The organism is Streptomyces araujoniae, assembly GCF_050871195.1.
Classification (GTDB): domain Bacteria; phylum Actinomycetota; class Actinomycetes; order Streptomycetales; family Streptomycetaceae; genus Streptomyces; species Streptomyces bacillaris.
In genome coordinates this window covers 6925060-6943194 of record NZ_CP194070.1, presented here as the reverse complement: position 1 = coordinate 6943194, position 18135 = coordinate 6925060, and the positions used below count along the sequence as shown (strand labels likewise).

Annotated in this window: 10 protein-coding genes; 6 read left to right on the top strand and 4 right to left on the bottom strand. The window is 71.9% G+C overall.

The window, feature by feature from the left end:
* Nucleotides 1-124 precede the first annotated feature (124 nt).
* From ACQ9ZG_RS29580 to ACQ9ZG_RS29570, 3 genes are all read left to right on the top strand, one after another.
* The gene (locus ACQ9ZG_RS29580; protein WP_109917215.1) at nt 125-4120 is read left to right on the top strand and encodes an eIF2A-related protein; all 3996 of its coding nucleotides are present in this window, start codon (nt 125-127) and stop codon (nt 4118-4120) included.
* Between the two features lie 93 nt (nt 4121-4213).
* On the top strand, nt 4214-6535 hold the full coding sequence (locus ACQ9ZG_RS29575; RefSeq protein WP_109917216.1) for an ATP-binding cassette domain-containing protein: 2322 nt from the start codon (nt 4214-4216) through the stop codon (nt 6533-6535).
* 160 nt (nt 6536-6695) lie between these two features.
* A complete protein-coding gene (locus ACQ9ZG_RS29570) occupies nt 6696-7670 on the top strand; it encodes an acyl-ACP desaturase (RefSeq protein ID WP_109917217.1) in 975 nt (324 codons plus the stop codon).
* Nucleotides 7671-7712: 42 nt separating this feature from the next.
* On the opposite strand, the gene ACQ9ZG_RS29565 is transcribed toward ACQ9ZG_RS29570, so the two are convergent.
* The 3 genes from ACQ9ZG_RS29565 to ACQ9ZG_RS29555 all read right to left on the bottom strand — a co-directional run bounded on the left by ACQ9ZG_RS29565 (nt 7713) and on the right by ACQ9ZG_RS29555 (nt 9515).
* On the bottom strand, nt 7713-8150 hold the full coding sequence (locus ACQ9ZG_RS29565) for a hypothetical protein (RefSeq protein ID WP_499281398.1): 438 nt from the start codon (nt 8148-8150) through the stop codon (nt 7713-7715).
* A 243-nt stretch (nt 8151-8393) separates the two neighbouring features.
* Nucleotides 8394-8648: a WhiB family transcriptional regulator gene (locus ACQ9ZG_RS29560; protein WP_018491989.1), complete on the bottom strand. Its 255-nt coding sequence runs from the start codon at nt 8646-8648 to the stop codon at nt 8394-8396.
* A gap of 45 nt (nt 8649-8693) precedes the next feature.
* On the bottom strand, nt 8694-9515 hold the full coding sequence (locus ACQ9ZG_RS29555) for a VOC family protein (protein WP_109917624.1): 822 nt from the start codon (nt 9513-9515) through the stop codon (nt 8694-8696).
* Between the two features lie 294 nt (nt 9516-9809).
* On the opposite strand from ACQ9ZG_RS29555, the gene ACQ9ZG_RS29550 reads away from it, so the two are divergent.
* On the top strand, nt 9810-12008 hold the full coding sequence (locus ACQ9ZG_RS29550; RefSeq protein WP_499281397.1) for a DEAD/DEAH box helicase: 2199 nt from the start codon (nt 9810-9812) through the stop codon (nt 12006-12008).
* An 89-nt stretch (nt 12009-12097) separates the two neighbouring features.
* Here ACQ9ZG_RS29550 and ACQ9ZG_RS29545 read toward each other — a convergent pair whose 3' ends face one another.
* Nucleotides 12098-13147: a multicopper oxidase domain-containing protein gene (locus ACQ9ZG_RS29545; RefSeq protein WP_109914494.1), complete on the bottom strand. Its 1050-nt coding sequence runs from the start codon at nt 13145-13147 to the stop codon at nt 12098-12100.
* 221 nt (nt 13148-13368) lie between these two features.
* On the opposite strand from ACQ9ZG_RS29545, the gene ACQ9ZG_RS29540 reads away from it, so the two are divergent.
* Complete coding sequence (locus tag ACQ9ZG_RS29540; RefSeq protein ID WP_239008963.1) at nt 13369-15879, top strand: ThuA domain-containing protein; 2511 nt, start codon at nt 13369-13371, stop codon at nt 15877-15879.
* Nucleotides 15876-18122 (top strand): OmpL47-type beta-barrel domain-containing protein, encoded by a 2247-nt coding sequence (locus ACQ9ZG_RS29535; protein WP_109914493.1) that lies wholly within the window; start codon nt 15876-15878, stop codon nt 18120-18122. Before ACQ9ZG_RS29540 ends, ACQ9ZG_RS29535 begins: the two co-directional genes overlap by 4 nt.
* The last annotated feature ends 13 nt before the right edge of the window (nt 18123-18135 follow it).

The window sequence follows — 18135 nt, the reverse complement described above, 5'->3', positions numbered from 1 at the left end:
CGCCCCCTTGTTCGGCTGCGTGAACACCGGGTGGTGTAGGAGACTTCCGACATCCGAGAAGCCGTCACCGTATCCGGGAGGCCCGATGCGAGGAGGCCTGCCTCGGCCGGGGTCTGCCGTCACCGTGCTGCTGTTGCTGATCGTGCCGCTGGTCGCCGCCGTGGGTGCCGTGGCGGGCAACGAGATCAACGCTCTCACGAACCTACCCGGTTGGCTCCGGCCCGCCCGGGACCACCCGCTGAGAGTGGCGGCCGCGGCGGCCGTGGTGGCGGGCGTCCTGGGTGTGGTCGCCTGGCGCGTCCAGCAGGTGCAGGCCGCCAGGGACAGCGACTTGCCCGTGCGCCCCTCCGCCCTGCGCGGTGGGCTCATGGTGCTCCACCCGGACGCGGGCGGCTGGGTGGTGGACCGTGCCGAGGAGACCCGGGCACTGGTCGAGGCCCTGACCGGCCGAGCGGAGCAGGGCGCGGGCATGCGCGTCGTCGGGCTGCACGGGGCGGGCGGCTTCGGCAAGACCGTCCTGTACGGGCGGGTATGCGAACACCCCGACGTCCGCGCCCATTTCGGTGACCGCGTCTTCAGGCTCAGCCTGGGCCGGGGCGCCAAGTCGCCCGCCGCCATCGCGGACAAGGTGAACAACCTGCTCACCCGTCTGACGGGCACGAACCCGGGATACACCGACCCGGAGGCGGCCGGCGCCGAACTGGGCCGGCTGCTGGACGAGCTGCCACGGAGCCTGCTGGCGCTCGACGACGTCTGGTACGGGGACCAGTTGCCGCCCTTCCTCACCGGAGGCCGCGCCTGCGCCCGGCTGATCTCGACCCGGTCGCCGACGCTGCTGCCCCCGACCGCGTCCACCGTGAAGGTCGACCGCATGACCATGGAGCAGTCGGAGGCCGTGCTTCTGCGCGGGCTGGAGCCGGGAGCCGTGCCCACCGCCACCGTCAGGGACCTGCTGCGCGTCACCGGCCGCTGGCCTCTGCTGCTCAACCTCTCCTGCGGATTCATCTCCTTCCACGCCACGCGTTTCACCGACCGGCCGTACGCGGAGGCCGCCGCGGAGCTGCTGGGGCTGATCGAGGCGGCGGGGCCCGCGGCCCCCGGTGTGTCGGGCGTGGACTACGAGCCCGACGCGGACCTCGACGACAGCGCCGTTCGCCGGCGCATCGTGAGGGCCACCATCGAGGCGGGCACGAAGCTGCTCCCGCCCGGCAGCGAGGAGTGCTTCGCGCGGTTGGGGATCTTCGCCGGCAGCGAAGCGATCCCTCTCCCGGTCGTCACCGCCCTGTGGAGCCGGGCCGGCGGACTCGACCGGGCCGACGCCCACACCCTGTGCCACCGGCTCGCGGGACTGTCCCTGGTGACGGTGAACGACCACGGCGGCGTCTCCCTGGTGCTGCACGACGTCATCCGCGACCATCTGCGACGCGAGCTGGGACCGGACGGGGTGGCCGCCGCGAGCAGATGCCTCGTCGACGGCCTGCGGCAGACTCTCGACCACGGCGGGACGCCCACCCCGTGGTGGGAGCTGCGCTCCGAGTACGCGCTCGGTCACCTCATCCGCCATCTGATCGAGGCCGGGTACGAGGCGGAGGCCCGTGGGACGGCGACCGATCTGCGCTGGATCGAGGCGCGGCTGAACACGGCCCCCAACGCCCCGCACGCCGACCTCGTCCAGATACCCGACCCGGACGCGGAGCTGAGGGCGGCCGTCCATGTGCTCGGCGCCTCGACCCACCTGCTGTCCGCCACCGAGCCGGCGCACTCGCTCGTCGACGTCCTGTACAGCCGCCTCGCCCATGTCCCGCTGTGGCGGGACCAGCTCGCGGCACTCGCCGCCGCCCGCACCCTGCCCCGTCTGGTCAACGGCCACCCCCTCCCCGACACCCCGCACCCCGCCCTGGAGCGCACGCTGACCAGTGCCGCCACGGGAGCGTACGCCCCGGCGTGGTCCCCGGACGGCAGGCAGCTCGCCGCGCTCGGGCACCAGGGCGCCGTGCGGGTGTGGAATCCGGTCACCGGCGAGATGACCCACGTCCTCACGCCGGACAAGTCCGTGCGGTTCATGGCCTGGTCCCCGGACGGCTGCTTCATCGCCACCCTCTCCGGTACCCGCACCCTGGGCACGTCCCCCGAAGCGGACGCCGCCGCGGGGAGTGGACGGGGGCTGGGCGGCACCGCGCAGGTGTGGGATCTCCAGACCGGGTCGGTGCGGACCCTCGGCCACGACGTGCTGGACCTGATCTGGTCCCCGGAGAGTACGCATCTGCTCACTCGGAACATCGGCCTCAACGCGTCTCTTTGGGACGCCGCGACAGGCACCTCCGTCTGCACCCTGCGCTCGCCCGGCGGGCCGCTCATGGAGTTCGCCTGGTCCCCGAGCGGCGACCGGCTGGCCGTCACGGACCTCGGGACGTCGGTCCGGCTGTGGTCGGCGGAACGCGTCAAGGCCGGCCGAGGGGACGAGCCGGCGGCGCTGATCGGCCACACGGGCGTCGCGCGCTCGGTCGCCTGGTCATCTGACGGCGCCCTGCTCGCCACCACGGACGCGAGCGAGCACGTACGTCTGTGGCATGCGGAGACGGGGACGCTCGCGCACTGCCTGGCGGGGCACGGGGCCGCCGTCCGCACCGAGACCTCGTCACCGGTGCGCCACACGATCTGGTCCCCGGACGGCAGCCTGCTGCTGACGCTGGACCACTCGGGCGTGGCACGGCTGTGGGAGACCGCGACCGGTACCCACCTGCACACCTGCACCGGCCCCGAGCTGCTCGGCCACACCGTGGCCTGGTCGGGCGACGGCAGCAGGTTCGCCGCGGCCGACGCCGTCGGCGAGGTTCACGTACGGGAGGGGCGGACGGGTGCGGTGGTCCATACCCTGAGCGACCGGGGAAGCCCGAGGGACGTGCGGTGGGCTCCCGACGACGGCACTCTCCTCGTGCGCACCGGTGACGCCGTGCACCTGTGGAGCCCGGACAGCACCGCGCCGTCGCGCCGCCTTCCGGGAGGGGCGGGAGCACAGTGGTCACCGGACGGCACGCGCCTGGCCGTCGTCGATCACTCCGGTCGTCTGCGGATCTGGCGCTCGGTCTCCTTCCCGCCCGCGGCGACACCCGGTGCGCGCGCTGTCCCGATGAACGGGTTCGCCTGGGCGCCGGTGGGCACGCGCCTGGCCACGCTCGGGGACCGCTCGGACACCCGCGCCTCGGTGCGGGTGTGGGACGGGCGCACGGGCGAGGTGGTCCAGGACCTGCCGGGGCCGCTGCCGGGTGTACGCCGACTGCTGTGGTGCCCCGAGGGCCGGTGGCTCGCTGTCTCCGACGGGGGAAGCGCCGTGCACCTGTGGGACACGAGCACCGGCACCGCCGCCCCGCCGCTCACCGGGCATACCGGGACGGTGCGGGGGATGGCGTGGTCGCCCGACGGAGTCCATGTGGCGACCGTCGACAGCGCGGGGCTGCTGCGCTGCTGGGACCACCGCGGCGCGGACGTGGTCGGTGTCGGCCACGGAGTGGGCGTGCCGGTGTGGTCGCGGGACGGAGCCCTGCTGGCTCTGGCCGATGGCCACGGGCGGGTCCAGCTGCGCGATCCGTTCTCGACGGCCCCGCCCTATGTACAGCCCGGCGGTACGGGATCGGTGCGGGCGATGGCATGGTCGCCCGGCGGCACCCCCCGCTTCGCCGTCGTGGGCGGCAGCGTCGGACCGCGCCACCGGCTGCGGGTCTGGGACGCGGCGGGCCGCCGGCTGCTCCATTCGCTCCCCCTCCCGGGCGGTCCCTCCGTCGCGCTGGCGTGGTCGCCCGACGGGGAGCTCATCGCCGTCCTCGGCCAGGGCGGAACCGTCCACGTCTGGAACTGCCGGGAGGACACGCCGGCGCGGCGGCTCGCGGGCCGGGCGCGTGCCATGGGCTGGTCCCCGGACGGCGAGCATCTGGCGACGGCCGAGAGCGGTGCGGGCGGTGCGCTGATCGTCTGGGACGCCCGCACCGGCCACAGGCTCGCGCTGATGCGCACCGCCGCCGATCTGTCGTGGTGCGCCTGGTCACCGGCCGGAGGGATGCTGGCCGCCGGCGGAGAAGGAGGGTTGTACTTCTTCCGCTTCCGGAGCGGCGAGGGCTCCTGACCAGGGCCGGGCGGCCGGGCGAGTGCGAGTTGGCGGCAGGTCGTCCGGAAAAGGCGACAGAAGCTGTCGGGTATCGGGCCTAGCGTCGCCGGTATGGATCACAGCACCCGTCCCCGCATCGCCACGAACGGCCACCGTCCCACCGAGCGCTCCATCGCCATCACCGGAGCGCACGAGAACAATCTGCGCGATGTCTCCCTCGACCTGCCCAAGGGCCGGATCACCGTCTTCACCGGGGTGTCCGGCTCGGGGAAGTCGTCGGTCGTCTTCGACACGATCGCCGTGGAGTCCCAGCGGCAGCTGAACGAGACCTTCACCTCGTTCCTGCGCAACCGGCTGCCGAAGTACGAGCGGCCACGGGCGGAGTCGATGGAGAACCTGTCCGTGGCCGTCGTCATCGACCAGAGGCCGCTGGGCGGCAACGTCCGCTCGACCGTGGGCACGGCGACGGACATCTGGTCGGTGCTCCGGGTGCTGTTCTCGCGGTACGGCACCCCGAGCGCGGGCGGGGCCACCGCGTACTCCTTCAACGACCCGGCGGGGATGTGCCCGGAGTGCGACGGGGTGGGGCAGGTGGTGCGGCTGGATCTGGACCGGGCGGTGGACTGGTCGAAGTCGCTGAACGAGGGGGCGCTGCTGCTGCCCGGGCTGGGGGTCGGCAGCTGGGAGTGGAGCCTGTACGGCGGGTCGGGGCGCTTCGACAACGACCTGCCACTGCGGGAGTTCGGCGAGGAGGACCGGCAACTCCTGCTGTACGGTTCCGGGTTCACCGTCCAGCTCGACATGCGGACGGGCCCGGCGGAGATGCGGTTCGAGGGGGTGGTGACCCGGTTCGAGCGGCTCTACCTCAAGCGGGACACGGCATCGCTGTCGGAGAAGCGGCGCGCGGCGGCCGACCGGTTCACCGTCGAGCGGGTCTGCGGATCCTGCGAGGGGGCGCGGCTGAACGCGGCGGCGCTCGCGACCCGGGTCGACGGGCTCTCACCGGCCGACTACGGGCGGATGGAGGTCTCCGAGCTGGTCGGCGTGCTGGCCCGGATCGACGACCCGGTGGGCGGCCCGATCGCGGCGGCGGCCCGTGAGCGGCTGGAGCGGCTCGTGGGGATCGGGCTCGGTTATCTCAGCCTGGACCGCCAGACGTCCACCCTGTCGGGCGGTGAGGGCCAGCGGCTCAAGATGGTGCGCCACCTGGGGAGTTCGCTGACCGGGCTGACCTTCGTCTTCGACGAGCCGAGCGTGGGGCTGCACCCCCGGGACGTCGGGCGGCTGGGTGACCTGCTGGTGCGGCTGCGCGACAAGGGCAACACCGTGCTGGTGGTCGAGCACGACCCGGATGTGATGGCGGTGGCGGACCACATCGTCGACATGGGCCCGCGGGCGGGTACGGAGGGCGGACACGTCGTCTTCGAGGGCCCGTTCGACCGGCTGTGCGCGTCGGACACGCTCACCGGCCGGTCGCTGCGCCGACGCACCCCGCTCAAGGGCGAGTTCCGCTCCCCCACCGGCCAACTCCCGGTCCGGGGTGCCGATCTGCACAACCTCAAGGGACTGGACGTGTCGTTCCCGGCCGGGGTGCTGACCGTGGTGACCGGGGTCGCGGGTTCGGGCAAGTCGACGCTGGTGTCGGAGGTGTTCACGGCGGCCCACCCCGAGGCGGTGGTCATCGACCAGAGCGCCATCACCGCCTCGTCCCGCTCGACCCCGGCCTCGTACATCGGCGCGCTGGACACCATCCGCAGGGTCTTCGCCCGGGAGAACGGTGTCGACGCCGGGCTGTTCAGCTTCAACTCCGCCGGGGCGTGCCCGGGGTGCGCGGGGCGCGGGGAGATCTCCACCGACCTGGCGTTCATGGACCCGGTCACCACGACCTGCCGGGAGTGCGAGGGCCGCCGGTTCCACGACGACGTGCTGAAGCACCGGGTCGGCGGACGGTCCATCGTCGACGTGCTGGAGATGACGGCGGCGCAGGCGGTCGGGCTCTTCGAGGACCGGGCGCTGCTGCGGAAGCTGCGGACGCTCGACGAGGTCGGCCTCACCTATCTCACGCTCGGCCAGCCGCTCAGCACGCTCTCCGGCGGCGAGCGCCAGCGGATCAAGCTCGCCACTCAGCTGCACCGCACCTCCAGCGTGTACGTCCTGGACGAGCCGACGACCGGGCTGCATCTGGCCGACACGGGGGCGCTGGTGGATCTGCTGGACCGGCTGGTCGACGCGGGGAACACGGTGGTGTGCGTGGAGCACAACCTGGAGGTGGTGAAGCGGGCGGACTGGGTGATCGATCTGGGGCCGGACGGCGGGAAGAAGGGCGGCGAGCTGGTCTTCGCGGGCACGCCGAAGGGGCTGCTGGCGGACCGCACCTCGGTTACCGCCGAGTATCTGCGGCGGGATCTGGGGCTGCCCGCAGAGCCCCGCTGACCTGCGAGGACGCGGACATCACGGCCATGAGCCGGACACATGACGGTACGTAGTCGGGCGCCAGCGGGGACGGGCTTGGCTTTGCCCTTACGGTCGCCTTAACCTACGGTCTCGTAACCTACGAAGCCGTAGGTAATTCTCCCGTCCCCAGGAGCCACCCGTGACGATCACCTCTCCCCACCTCGGCAGTTCGAAGGCGTGGACCGACGCCCAGCTGCTGTTCGCGCTCGAAGAGGTGGTCGAGAAGGAGCTCAACCGCCATCTCAAGGTCGCCAAGGACTGGATGCCGCACGAGTACGTTCCCTTCTCCGACGGCCGGAACTTCCCGGGCGTCTTCGAGGACGGCGAGGCGTGGTCGGCGGACCAGTCCAAGGTCACCGACATCGGCAAGATCGCGCTCGTGGTGAACCTCCTCACCGAGGACAACCTCCCCAGCTACCACCACGAGATCGCCTCCCTCTTCGGCCGCGACGGCGCCTGGGGCACCTGGGTGCACCGCTGGACCGCCGAGGAGGGCCGCCACGGCATCGTGATGCGCGACTACCTGCTCACCTCGCGCGCCGTCGACCCGGACAAGCTGGAGCAGTTCCGCATGGCGCACATGGCGGAGGGGTTCGAGTCGGACAACCGGCACTCGATGCTGCACTCCGTGGCGTACGTCGCCTTCCAGGAGCTGGCCACCCGCGTCTCCCACCGCAACACCGGCCACCAGTCCGGCGACCCGGTCTGCGACCGGATGCTGGCCCGGATCGCGACCGACGAGAACCTGCACATGGTCTTCTACCGCAACCTCCTGGGCGCCGCCTTCGAGCTGGCCCCGGACCTGACCATGCAGGCCGTGCGCGATGTCGTCGTCAACTTCCGGATGCCCGGACACGGCATGCCCGGCTTCGAGCGGGCCGCCGCGCAGATGGCGATCGGTGAGATCTACAACATGCGCATCCACCACGACGACGTGATCCAGCCGGTGCTGCGCTACCTGAAGGTCATGAGCATCGACGGGCTCGGCCCCGAGGGCATGCAGGCCCAGGAGGAGCTGGGGCTGTACATGGGCGGGCTGGACAGCGAGGCCGCGAAGTTCGACGAGAAGCTCGCCGCCCGCAAGGCCCGGATGGCGGCCCGCGGCCGCGCCTGAGCCACCCGCCACCGCCCGGACGCCCCACGCCGCCGGGCCCCGTCACTCCGCCGCGGTGAACTGCCCGTACGCCACGTCGCGCACATCGCCGCAGGGGTGCCGGCGGAGCATCCGCAGCTGGGTGCGCCACGGCCCGGTCCACCCGGTGCGCCGGCCGCAGGCCACCGTCAGCTCGGCGGCGAACAGGCCCTCCGCGAGATCACCGGTCCCCGCCGGCCGCGCGACGACGCCGAGCAGGACCTCCGGATCACCGGCCTCGGCCCCACGGGCGGGCCGGTCCCGCCCGGCTCCCGCGTCGTCCGCCGTCTCCCCCGTGGCCGGCAGGGCCGGCGCGCACTTCAGCGCGGTGGCCGCCTGCTCACCGGACGGCGCGGCCTCCGCCAGGGCCACGGCGGCGGAAATCCAGGTTCCGCGTCGGCTCATGTCGGTGAGCGGGTCGACCGGGACGGCGGCGGCTGGGCCGTCAACCGCCGCGCGCATAAGGCGAGTTCACGCATGCGCTGAGGATGGGGCAGGGGGTCGAGCGCGTCCGGGAGGGCGGCGGAGAGGACGAGCGGCCGGGCATCGGCGCGGACGAGGACGGCGCGGGAGGAGCCCATCGGTGCTCCGGCGTGCGCGCCGGCGGCCGGTCCCGAGCCCGCGGTGACAGGGCCGGTCCAGGATTCCGCGCGGCGAAAGCCCCGTACGGACGCGTCGTGGGACCGCTCCTCCACGAGCCCTCGTTCAGCCCTGTTCGCGCTCTTTCCGGCGCAGCCGCTCGCGCTCCTTCTCCGAGAGCCCGCCCCAGACGCCGAACCGCTCGTCGTTGGCGAGGGCGTATTCCAGGCAGGCCACGCGCCCCTCGCAGGCGCCGCACAACTGCTTGGCCTCGCGCGTCGAACTTCCCGGGGCCGGAAAGAAGAACTCGGGTCCGGCCTGCGCGCACAGCGCGCTCTCCTGCCAGTCGAGCGCGTCCTCGGTCACCATGTTGATCAGCATGGGGCTACGGTGCACGGCCCCGATAAACGACCGATCAACGACTCATCAATCTCCCGGCGCGCCGCCTTCCCCTCCCTGCCTCGGCTGGGGCTTCATGAGCGCGAACACCGCCCCGTACGGATCGGTGACGTTGGCCATCGTGCCGACGCCCGGGACCTCCATGGGCGGCAGCGCCTCCGCCCCGCCGAGCCGCTTCGCCGCGGCCACCGCGCCCTCCACGTCCTCGACCTCGAAGTACGGCAGCCAGTGCGGACCGCGCGCGGCCTCGGCCGGTACGTCGCCCATGGCCACCAGGCCGCCGAACGACAGCTCGGGGCCGGTCCCCGCGGGGTGGACCGTGGTGTAGACGTACTCGGTGCCCTCGACCTTGAGCGGCTCGGTCTTCCACCGGAAGACATCGCCGAAGAACCGGGACGCCGCCGGGACGTCCGGGGTGTACAGCTCGACCCAGAGAAGCGATCCCGGCTGCTGGATCATGCCCACACCGGGGTTCTGCCGGGGCTGCCAGACGCCGAAGTACGCCCCGCCCGGGTCCAGGAAGCCGCCCATGCGCCCGTAGTCCAGGACCTCCATCGGCTCGAAGGCCAGGCGGCCGCCGGCCTGGTTCACCAGCTGGGCGGTGGAGTTGACGTCGGACGACCGGAAGTAGACCGACCAGGCGCTGGAGGACTGCTCCTCCGGGACCGTCATGACCCCGGCGACGGTGTGCCCGTCCAGGGTGAACATCCCGTATCCCCCGACCTCGGGGCCGCCCGCGAGCAGCTCCCAGCCGAGGAGTCCGCCGTAGAACGTGAGGGCCCCGTCGAGGTCGGGCGTGCCCAGGTCGATCCAGTTGGGCGCTCCGTCGGGGAAGGCGGGGTCGAGCATGGCGTGCTCCTTCGGCGGATCACTGGACCCCGCACGCGCACACGGCGGCGCGGGGGCTGTTCCCTGTCCCGTCGAGTCTCGCACCGGCCACTGGCCACCGCAGTCCGCGCGGGGCCGTCCGGGCTGCGGGGCCGTGCCGAGGGGAGGTGCGGCCTGCGCGGATCGCGAGTGGCTGTTCCGTGGCCGGGGGACGGAGAGGCCGCTCACCGGCTCGGGCCGGGGGTGTCGGTGGGGCGTGGGACGATGACGACGTACAGCTGGAAGACCACTTCCCGACGGCGGCGAGAGCGAACGATGACGGAGACGGGGACGCGGACCGTCCGCCCGGGGGCGACGGGCCGGGCCGTCCGGGAGCTGCTGGCCGAGGCGGAGGCGCTGCTCGGCAGGTCGGCCGCCGTGCGGGAGGACCACGCCCGGGCCGTCGACGCCGTACGGACGGTTCTCGACCCGCTGCTCTCCGCCCTGGTCGACCGGGAGCTGACCGCCATCCCGGTCACCCGGCTCAAGGACGTCACGGAGGGGCGGCTGCGCCTCACCGCCCTCGAACAGGCCGGGTTCACCACCGTCGGACAGGTCCACGGCACGGCCCGCTACGAGCTGCGCCTGATCCCCGGCGTCGGGGCGCACACCGCCGACCAGGCGCTGGCGGCGGCCGGGCAGATCGCGGACGCGGTGCGCGAGACCGTCTCCGTACGGATCGACATGGACGCCCCCGACGCCACCACGACCGCCCTGGTCGTCGCCCTGCACCGGCTGGTCGAGGCCGGTCCGGACGCGCGGCGGGCCGTGGAGGCGGGCCGGCGGCTGGACGAGGGGCTCCGGCCCCTGGTGGCCGCCGCCGCACCGGCGGGGAGCCGGCTGCGGATGCTGTTCAGCGGCACGGAGGCGCGGCGGCGGGCGCTCGACGCCGTGGCCGGGGTGCGGGGGGCGCTGGCGGAGGCGGACGGGCAGGAGCTTCCGCTGCTCTTCGGGCAGGTCTCGGTGGATCTGCTGCGGGCGCCGGAGTCGGCGCCCGGGGCGTGGGTGGACTTCGAGCTGCGGTCCGCCGAGTACTACAGCCTGCTCGCGGAGCTGTCCGGCAGCGGGCCGGACCGGGATGCCGCCGAGGGGTTCCTGCCCGCCGGGATCGCGGACCGGGTACGCGCGCTGCGGCTGGACGACACGCGGCTGCGGGTCTCCCTGCGCGGCTACCAGTCGTTCGGGGCGCGGTTCGCGCTGGCGCAGAAGCGGGTGATCCTCGGGGACGAGATGGGGCTCGGCAAGACCGTGCAGGCCATCGCCGCGCTCGCCCATCTCGCGGCGCGGGGCGAGCGCCACTTCCTGGTGGTGTGCCCGGCGAGCGTGCTGATCAACTGGGACCGCGAGGTCCGCGCCCGCTCCACCCTGCGCCCGCTGCCGGTGCACGGGCCGGAGCGGCTGGAGGTGTTCACGGAGTGGGTGGCGAGGGGCGGGGTCGCCCTCACCACGTTCGACGCGTTGCGGACGCTGCCCGAGGGGGGCCCGCCCCTCTCGATGCTGGTGGTCGACGAGGCGCACTTCGTGAAGAATCCCGCCACCCGGCGGGCCCGGGCGGTCGCGGCGTGGGCGGAGGGCGCGGAGCACGTGCTCTTCCTCACCGGGACGCCGATGGAGAACCGGGTGGAGGAGTTCCGCAGTCTCGTCCGCCGGCTCCGCCCGGAGCTGGCGGATGGGGTGAGCACGACGCACGGCGCCGCCGGTTCGGAGGCCTTCCGCCGGGCCGTGTCCCCCGCCTATCTCCGCCGCAACCAGGTGGACGTGCTCGCCGAACTCCCCGCGCTGGTGCATGTGGACGAGTGGGAGGAGTTCGGCCCCGAGGACCTGGCGGCGTACCGGGAGGCGGTGGCGTCGGGGCAGTTCATGCGGATGCGCCGGGCCGCGTACGCCAGGCCCGCGACCTCGGCCAAGCTGGAGCGGCTGCGGGAACTGGTCGACGAGGCGCGGGACAACGGGCTGAAGGTGGTGGTCTTCTCCTACTTCCGGGAGGTGCTGGCCGCCGTCGGGGAGGCCCTGGGGCCGGAGGCCCTCGGGCCGGTCTCCGGGAGCCTTCCGGCCGCCCGGCGGCAGGAGCTGGTCGACACCTTCTCCGCCGTCGACGGGCACGCGGTGCTGCTGAGCCAGATCCAGGCCGGGGGCACCGGGCTCAACATGCAGGCCGCGTCCGTGGTCATCCTCTGCGAGCCGCAGATCAAGCCGACGCTGGAGCACCAGGCGGTCGCCCGCGCCCACCGGATGGGCCAGGTCCGCACGGTCCAGGTGCACCGGCTGCTGGCGGCGGACAGCGTGGACCAGCGGATGGTGGAGCTGCTGGCCCGCAAGGACCGGCTGTTCGACGCGTACGCCCGGCGCAGCGACCTCGCGGAGGCCGCGCCGGACGCCGTGGACGTGTCGGACGGCGATCTGGCCCGGCGGATCGTGGAGGAGGAGCAGCAGCGGCTGGTCCGCCAGCAGGGGCGTCCGGCCCGCCCGGAGTGAGCGGACGCCGGGCCCGTGGGCGGGCAGCGGGGCGGGCCGCCGCCGAGCGGCTCGGCGACCGACCCCCTCGCGACGCCCCGGGCGCCGGGTCAGTGCTGGTGCCCCGCCGCTCCCTCGTCCGCCCCCTTGCCCTCGCCCTTGTCCTTGTCCTGGGCTGACTTCTTCTCGGCGCCGCCCGCCCCGTGGTGGTGCGGCTCGTACCCCGGGATGGTGCCGTCCGGCTTCTTGATCAGCAGCAGTCCGGCCATGCCCATGTCGGAGTGGCTCTGCACATGGCAGTGGTACATCCAGGCGCCCGCGCCCACCCGTTCGCCCGCGATGATCTGGAGGCCGAAGGAGTCGGCGGGGCCGCAGATCTTGTTGTCGATGACCCGGCTCGGGTCGTCGGGGCCGGTGAGGATGCCGGTCCGGTTGTCCGCCCAGCGGTGACCGTGGATGTGGAAGGTGTGGTAGAACTCGCCGTGCGTGATCATCACGAATTCGAGCCGGTCCCCCACGGTGGCCTCGAAGTTGACGCTGTTGTGGGCCGTCTTGTTGTTGATCATCATGTCGTTGAAGACGACCGTGCACGTCTGGTCGGGCAGCAGGTCGCCCTTCCTGCGCACCACGAGCGGCCCGTACAGCCCCTTGCGGATGCCTCCGGTGCCGTGGTCGGTGCCGACGACGTGGTCGTGGTAGTGCCAGTAGCCCGCGCTGCCCGGCTCGTACGTACCGTCCTTGCGCGTGCCCGGCTTGTGGGTGCGCCAGGTGTACGTGCGGGTGCCGCCGGCCTCGACGTGACTCTTGTTCATCCGGGTGCCGTCGTTGGCGATGTCGTAGTCGACGCCGTGGACATGGAGGCTGACGTCGCCGTCGGTGAGGTTCTCGAAGTCGATGTGGAGGGTGTCGCCCTCGTTCAGCTCGATGAGGGGGCCGGGGATCGACGCCTTGCCCTTCTCGAAGCCGTAGCCCAGTTCGCCGTTGGGCAGCTTCTCGGCGTACATCCTGATGCGGCGCACCGCTCCCCCGGCCGGGGCCGTACGCGGTCCGCTCTCCGCGGAGCTTGCCTGCACAGCACCGAGCGACAACGATGTCACACCGGTGGCCGCCGCGGCCGCGCCGCCGACCAGCATCCGCCGGCTGAAGGTCCTTCGGTCCATGTCGAACTCCCTACTGGGATAAGGAAACTGGCGGAGACGGGAAGGGCCGGGCGCTCCCCGGAACGGCCCATACCGTAGCCGGGGCCCGAGCGTTTATCCACACTCAGGACAAAGTTTGTGCGATTGCTGCCTTAGCTATTGGCGGGCCGCGAAAAGAGGTCTAGCTTCGTGCGCTGTCGCAGTCAACGCTGCAGTGACCACAGAAGGGTTGGGTGACCCACATGCACGGCGCATCGCCTCACCGGTCGAGATCACGCCATCGACGCGGCCTCGCGGCGGTCGTGGCGGCCGGCGCACTGACCGTGTCCCTGCTGAGCGCCGGAGGTCCCGCCAACGCGGGCACCTCGCCGGACAGGGACCTGGTGGAGAAGATGGCGACAACGTTGTCCCTGCCGTCCCCGCCGGGCGCGAAGAACCAGGTCAAGGTGCTGGTCTTCCATGCGTCGGCCGGTGACGAGGCACCGTACACGGACGCCGGGATCGCGGCGATCGAGAAGATCGGGCAGACCGGTCCGGAGGCCGGCCGCTTCACCACCGTGGCCACCGCCAACCCGAACGTCTTCACCAACGGCAAGCGGCTCGGCTCCTTCCACGCGGTGGTCTTCCTGACCGGCGGCGGGGACGTCCTGGACCCCGCGCAGGAGGCGGGCCTGGAGGCGTACATGGAGGCGGGCGGCGGCTTCCTCGGCATCCATGACGCGGCGCGCACCGAGCCGTACTCGGACTGGTTCACCGGTCTGATCGGCGCCCGCCCGGCCGCCAACAGCCCGACCGCCGTGCAGCGTGCGACCGTCGAGGTCGGGGACCGGGTCCACCCCGCGACCAAGAACCTGCCGCTGGAGTGGAAGCGCCCCGACAAGTGGCTGAACTGGACGAAGAACCCGTCCGGTGACGTCCACACCGTGGCGCGCGTCCGGGAGCTGACGTACCAGCCGGGCGCGAGCGCCAACGGCTGGGACCACCCGGTCTCCTGGTGCCGCGACTACGACGGCGGGCGCTCGTTCTACACGGCGATGGGCGGTACGGCGGACAGCTTCGCCGAGGCCGACTTCCGCGACCATCTGCGCGGCGCCCTCGCCTGGACCAACCGCACCTCGCAGGCCGACTGCAAGGCGACCATCAACGCCAACTACACGGCCGAGCGCCTGACCCAGCCCAACCAGCCGGGCCAGAACGACCAGATCGGCGAGCCGCACGGCCTGGTGACCGCGCCGGACGGCAAGGTCTTCTACATCGGACGCGGCGGGGCCGACAGCTCCCAGCCGGTCGTCACGGACTGGAACAACCCGAACATCGGCAAGGGCAAGGGCGAGGTCCACGTCTACGACCCGCAGACGAAGAAGGTCACCCTCGCCGGGGCCCTGGAGGTCTTCGGCAACAAGGGCGGCGGCGACGAACTGACCAAGAACGAGGAGGGTCTGCTCGGCATCGAGCTGGACCCGGACTTCGCCTCCAACGGCTGGGTCTATCTGCACTACACCCCGCACGCGAAGATCGACCGCGACAAGCACATGGCGACCCGTCAGGTCTCGCGTTTCACCTACGACCCGGCGTCCGGGAAGCTGGACCTCGCCTCGGAGAAGGTGCTGCTGGGCTGGCCGGTGCAGATCCACAGCTGCTGCCACGCGGGCGGCGGTATGGCGTGGGACTCGAAGGGCAACCTCTACATCGCGACCGGTGACACCAACTCCTCCGGTTTCAGCAGCGGTTACTCCGGCAACAACCCGGAGCCGAACTTCAAGGGCGTCTCCTTCGCCGACGCCCGCCGCACCTCGGGCAACACCAACAACCTCAACGGCAAGATCCTGCGCATCCACCCCGAGGACGACGGCACCTACACCCTCCCGTCCGGCAACCTCTTCACCGGCAGGGAGCCGGACGAGGGCGGCGGGAAGACCCGGGGCGAGATCTACGTGATGGGCGTACGGAACCCGGCCCGGATCTCGATCGACCCCGCCACCGACACCCTGTACGCGGGCTGGGTCGGCCCCGACGCGGGCTCGGCCTCGACCACCTGGGGCCCCGCCAAGTACGACACGTTCGCCGCGATCACCAAGGCGGGCAACCACGGCTGGCCGTACTGCATGGGCAACAACCAGCCCTACCGGGACCGCAATCTGCCCGATCCGAGCAAGCCGCTCGGCTGGTACGACTGCAACGCCCCGAAGAACGAGTCGCCCCACAACGACGGTCTGGTCAAGCTGCCGCCGGTGACCCCCAACACCATCTGGTACTCCCCGCAGGGCGGCGGGGTCGACTACCCGCGTGACGCCAACGGTGTCCCGAGCTACAAGGCCGAGGAGCAGAAGGAGTTGCTGCCCTGGCTCAAGGGCGGCGGCCAGGCGACCATGAACGGCCCGGTCTACCGCTACGACGCACAGAGCGATTCGACGGCGAAGTGGCCCGCGTACTGGGACGGCAAGTGGTTCGTCGGCGACTTCTACGACGACACGCAGCCGCGCCACGCGGTGATCACCGACCCGAAGACGGTCGGCAAGGGCGGACTGCCCGTGCACGCCGAGTCGTTGAAGAAGATCATCCCGGTCGGCAACGACGGCATCCGCAACCTGATGGACTGGAAGTTCGCACCGGACGGTTCGCTGTACGTCCTGGACTACGGGCGCGGCTTCTTCACCTCCGACTCCAAGTCCGCGCTGTGGCGCGTGACCTACAAGGGCGGCGCGGCGACTCCGGCCGTCAAGGACCTGGTTGGAAAGGCGGCAGCGCAGTGAGACACCCCACGTACCTCGCCCGGCGGCGGCATCGGCCGCCGAGCTTCTGGGTGGCCCTGATGGCCTCCCTGGTCATGGTCCTCGGGCTCACCTCCACGGCCGCGTACGGCAAGGGCGGCGACGACCGGTCCGGGGCGCGGGCCGCCGCCGACCAGGTGCTGACCTGGACGGCCGGTGACCCGATCGACCGCTATCTGAGCGCGCCGGAGACGGCGGTGGCCGGCAAGGCGACCATCGTCTTCGAGAACAGCACGGCGACCGGCAACACGACGGGCATGCCGCACACGCTGACGTTCAGCACGTCGGACCCGGAGCACAACAACGACGTCCAGGTGAACATCCTGGCCAACCCGACCGACTCCGAGGGCGGCAAGCACAGCGTCGAGGTCACGCTCACCCCGGGCACGTACCTCTACACCTGCACGATCCCCGGCCACGGTCAGATGAAGGGCGTCCTGACCGTCACCGAGGGCGGCGGCGAGGAGGACACCGAGGCGCCCGCGACCTCGGCCAAGGTCGACGGCGACCAGAACGGCGACGGCGCGTACATCGGCCAGGCCACCGTCACCGTCGAGGCGACCGACGCGGGCTCGGGCGTCGACACCGTCGAGTACGCGCTCGGCGCCGACGGTGAGTGGCAGCCCTACACCGCGCCCGTGGTCGTGAGCGAGGTCGGTGACCACACGGTCCGCTACCGGGCCACCGACAAGGCGGGCAACACGGCCGAGGAGAAGTCCGTCGACTTCGCGGTCGCGGCCCCGCCCACCGACGACGAGACACCGCCGGAGACCTCGGCGACCGTCTCGGGCGAACAGGACGGCGACGGGGCGTACCTGGGCATGGCCACGGTCACCGTGACCGCGTCCGACACCGGGTCCGGCGTCAACACCATCGAGTACGCGCTCGGGGCCGACGGTGAGTGGCAGGCGTACACCGCCCCGGTGATGGTCCACGAGGTGGGCGAGCACACCGTCCGCTACCGGGCCACCGACCGGTCCGGGAACGTGGCCGCCGAGAAGTCCGTCGCGTTCACCGTCGTCGAGCCGCCGTCGCAGGACAAGACGGCCCCCGAGACCTCGGTGAAGGTCGAGGGGAACAAGAACTCCGACGGCGCGTTCATCACCAGCGCCAAGGTCACCGTCACCGCGACCGACGACGACTCGGGCGTGGACAAGGTCGAGTACTCCCTAGACGGCGGCCCCTACCTCGCCTACACCGCCCCCGTCCTCGTCGACCGGGTCGGCCACCACACCGTCGCGCACCGGGCCACGGACAAGGCGGGCAACACCTCCGAGGCCGAGCGGGTGTCGTTCACCGTCGCCCAGGGCGGCGGGGTCCCGGCGCCCAACTGCGCGGAGTTCGACGAGCGGCACACCGTCTTCGTCGGCACGGTCGACACGGGCGTCCCGAACCGGATCACCCGTAACCGCTGCACGATCAACGAGCTGATCGAGGACGAGAAGGACTGGTCCTCGCACGCGCTGTTCCTCAAGCACGTGACCGCGGTCCTCGACAAGCTGAGGACCGACGGCGTGATCGACCAGCGCGAGCGCAAGGCCATCAACCAGGCCGCCAAGCAGTCGGGCATCGGGAAGCCGGGCCAGTCCGAGGGGTACACCAAGCTCTTCGACGGCACGGCGGCCTCGCTCGCCAAGTGGCAACACGTGGGCGGCGGCGCGTTCGGGCTGAACGAGGAGGAAGGCTCCATCACCAGCTCCACCACGGTGGGCGGCATGGGCATGCTCTGGTTCCCGACCCGGGCGTACGGCGACTTCTCGCTCAAGCTCCAGTGGCGCGACGACGCCCCGGGCTCCGGCAACGCCAACGGCGGGGTGTTCGTCCGCTTCCCGAAGGTCCACGACCACCCGGAGGAGTCGCGTCCGGAGTGGGTCGCCATCAAGTACGGCCATGAGATCCAGGTCAACGACCGGCCGGACGGCGACATGTACAAGACCGGATCGGTCTACGGCTTCGACCGGGTGGGCCTCGGCGGCGCCGGGGTCACCCCCAAGGGCACCTGGAACGACTACGAGATCAAGGTGGTCGACCAGCACTACGAGATCTACCGCAACGGTGTCCTGATCAACGAGTTCGACAACAACGGTGGCCAGCTCTTCGAGCCGCCGCGCGGTGACGACCCGGGCACCGACGGCCGGCGGTTCGCCTCCGGTTACATCGGGCTCCAGGTCCACGGGGTCACGGACGTCATCTCGTACCGCGACATCCGGATCAAGGAGCTGTAAGCCGTACAGGATG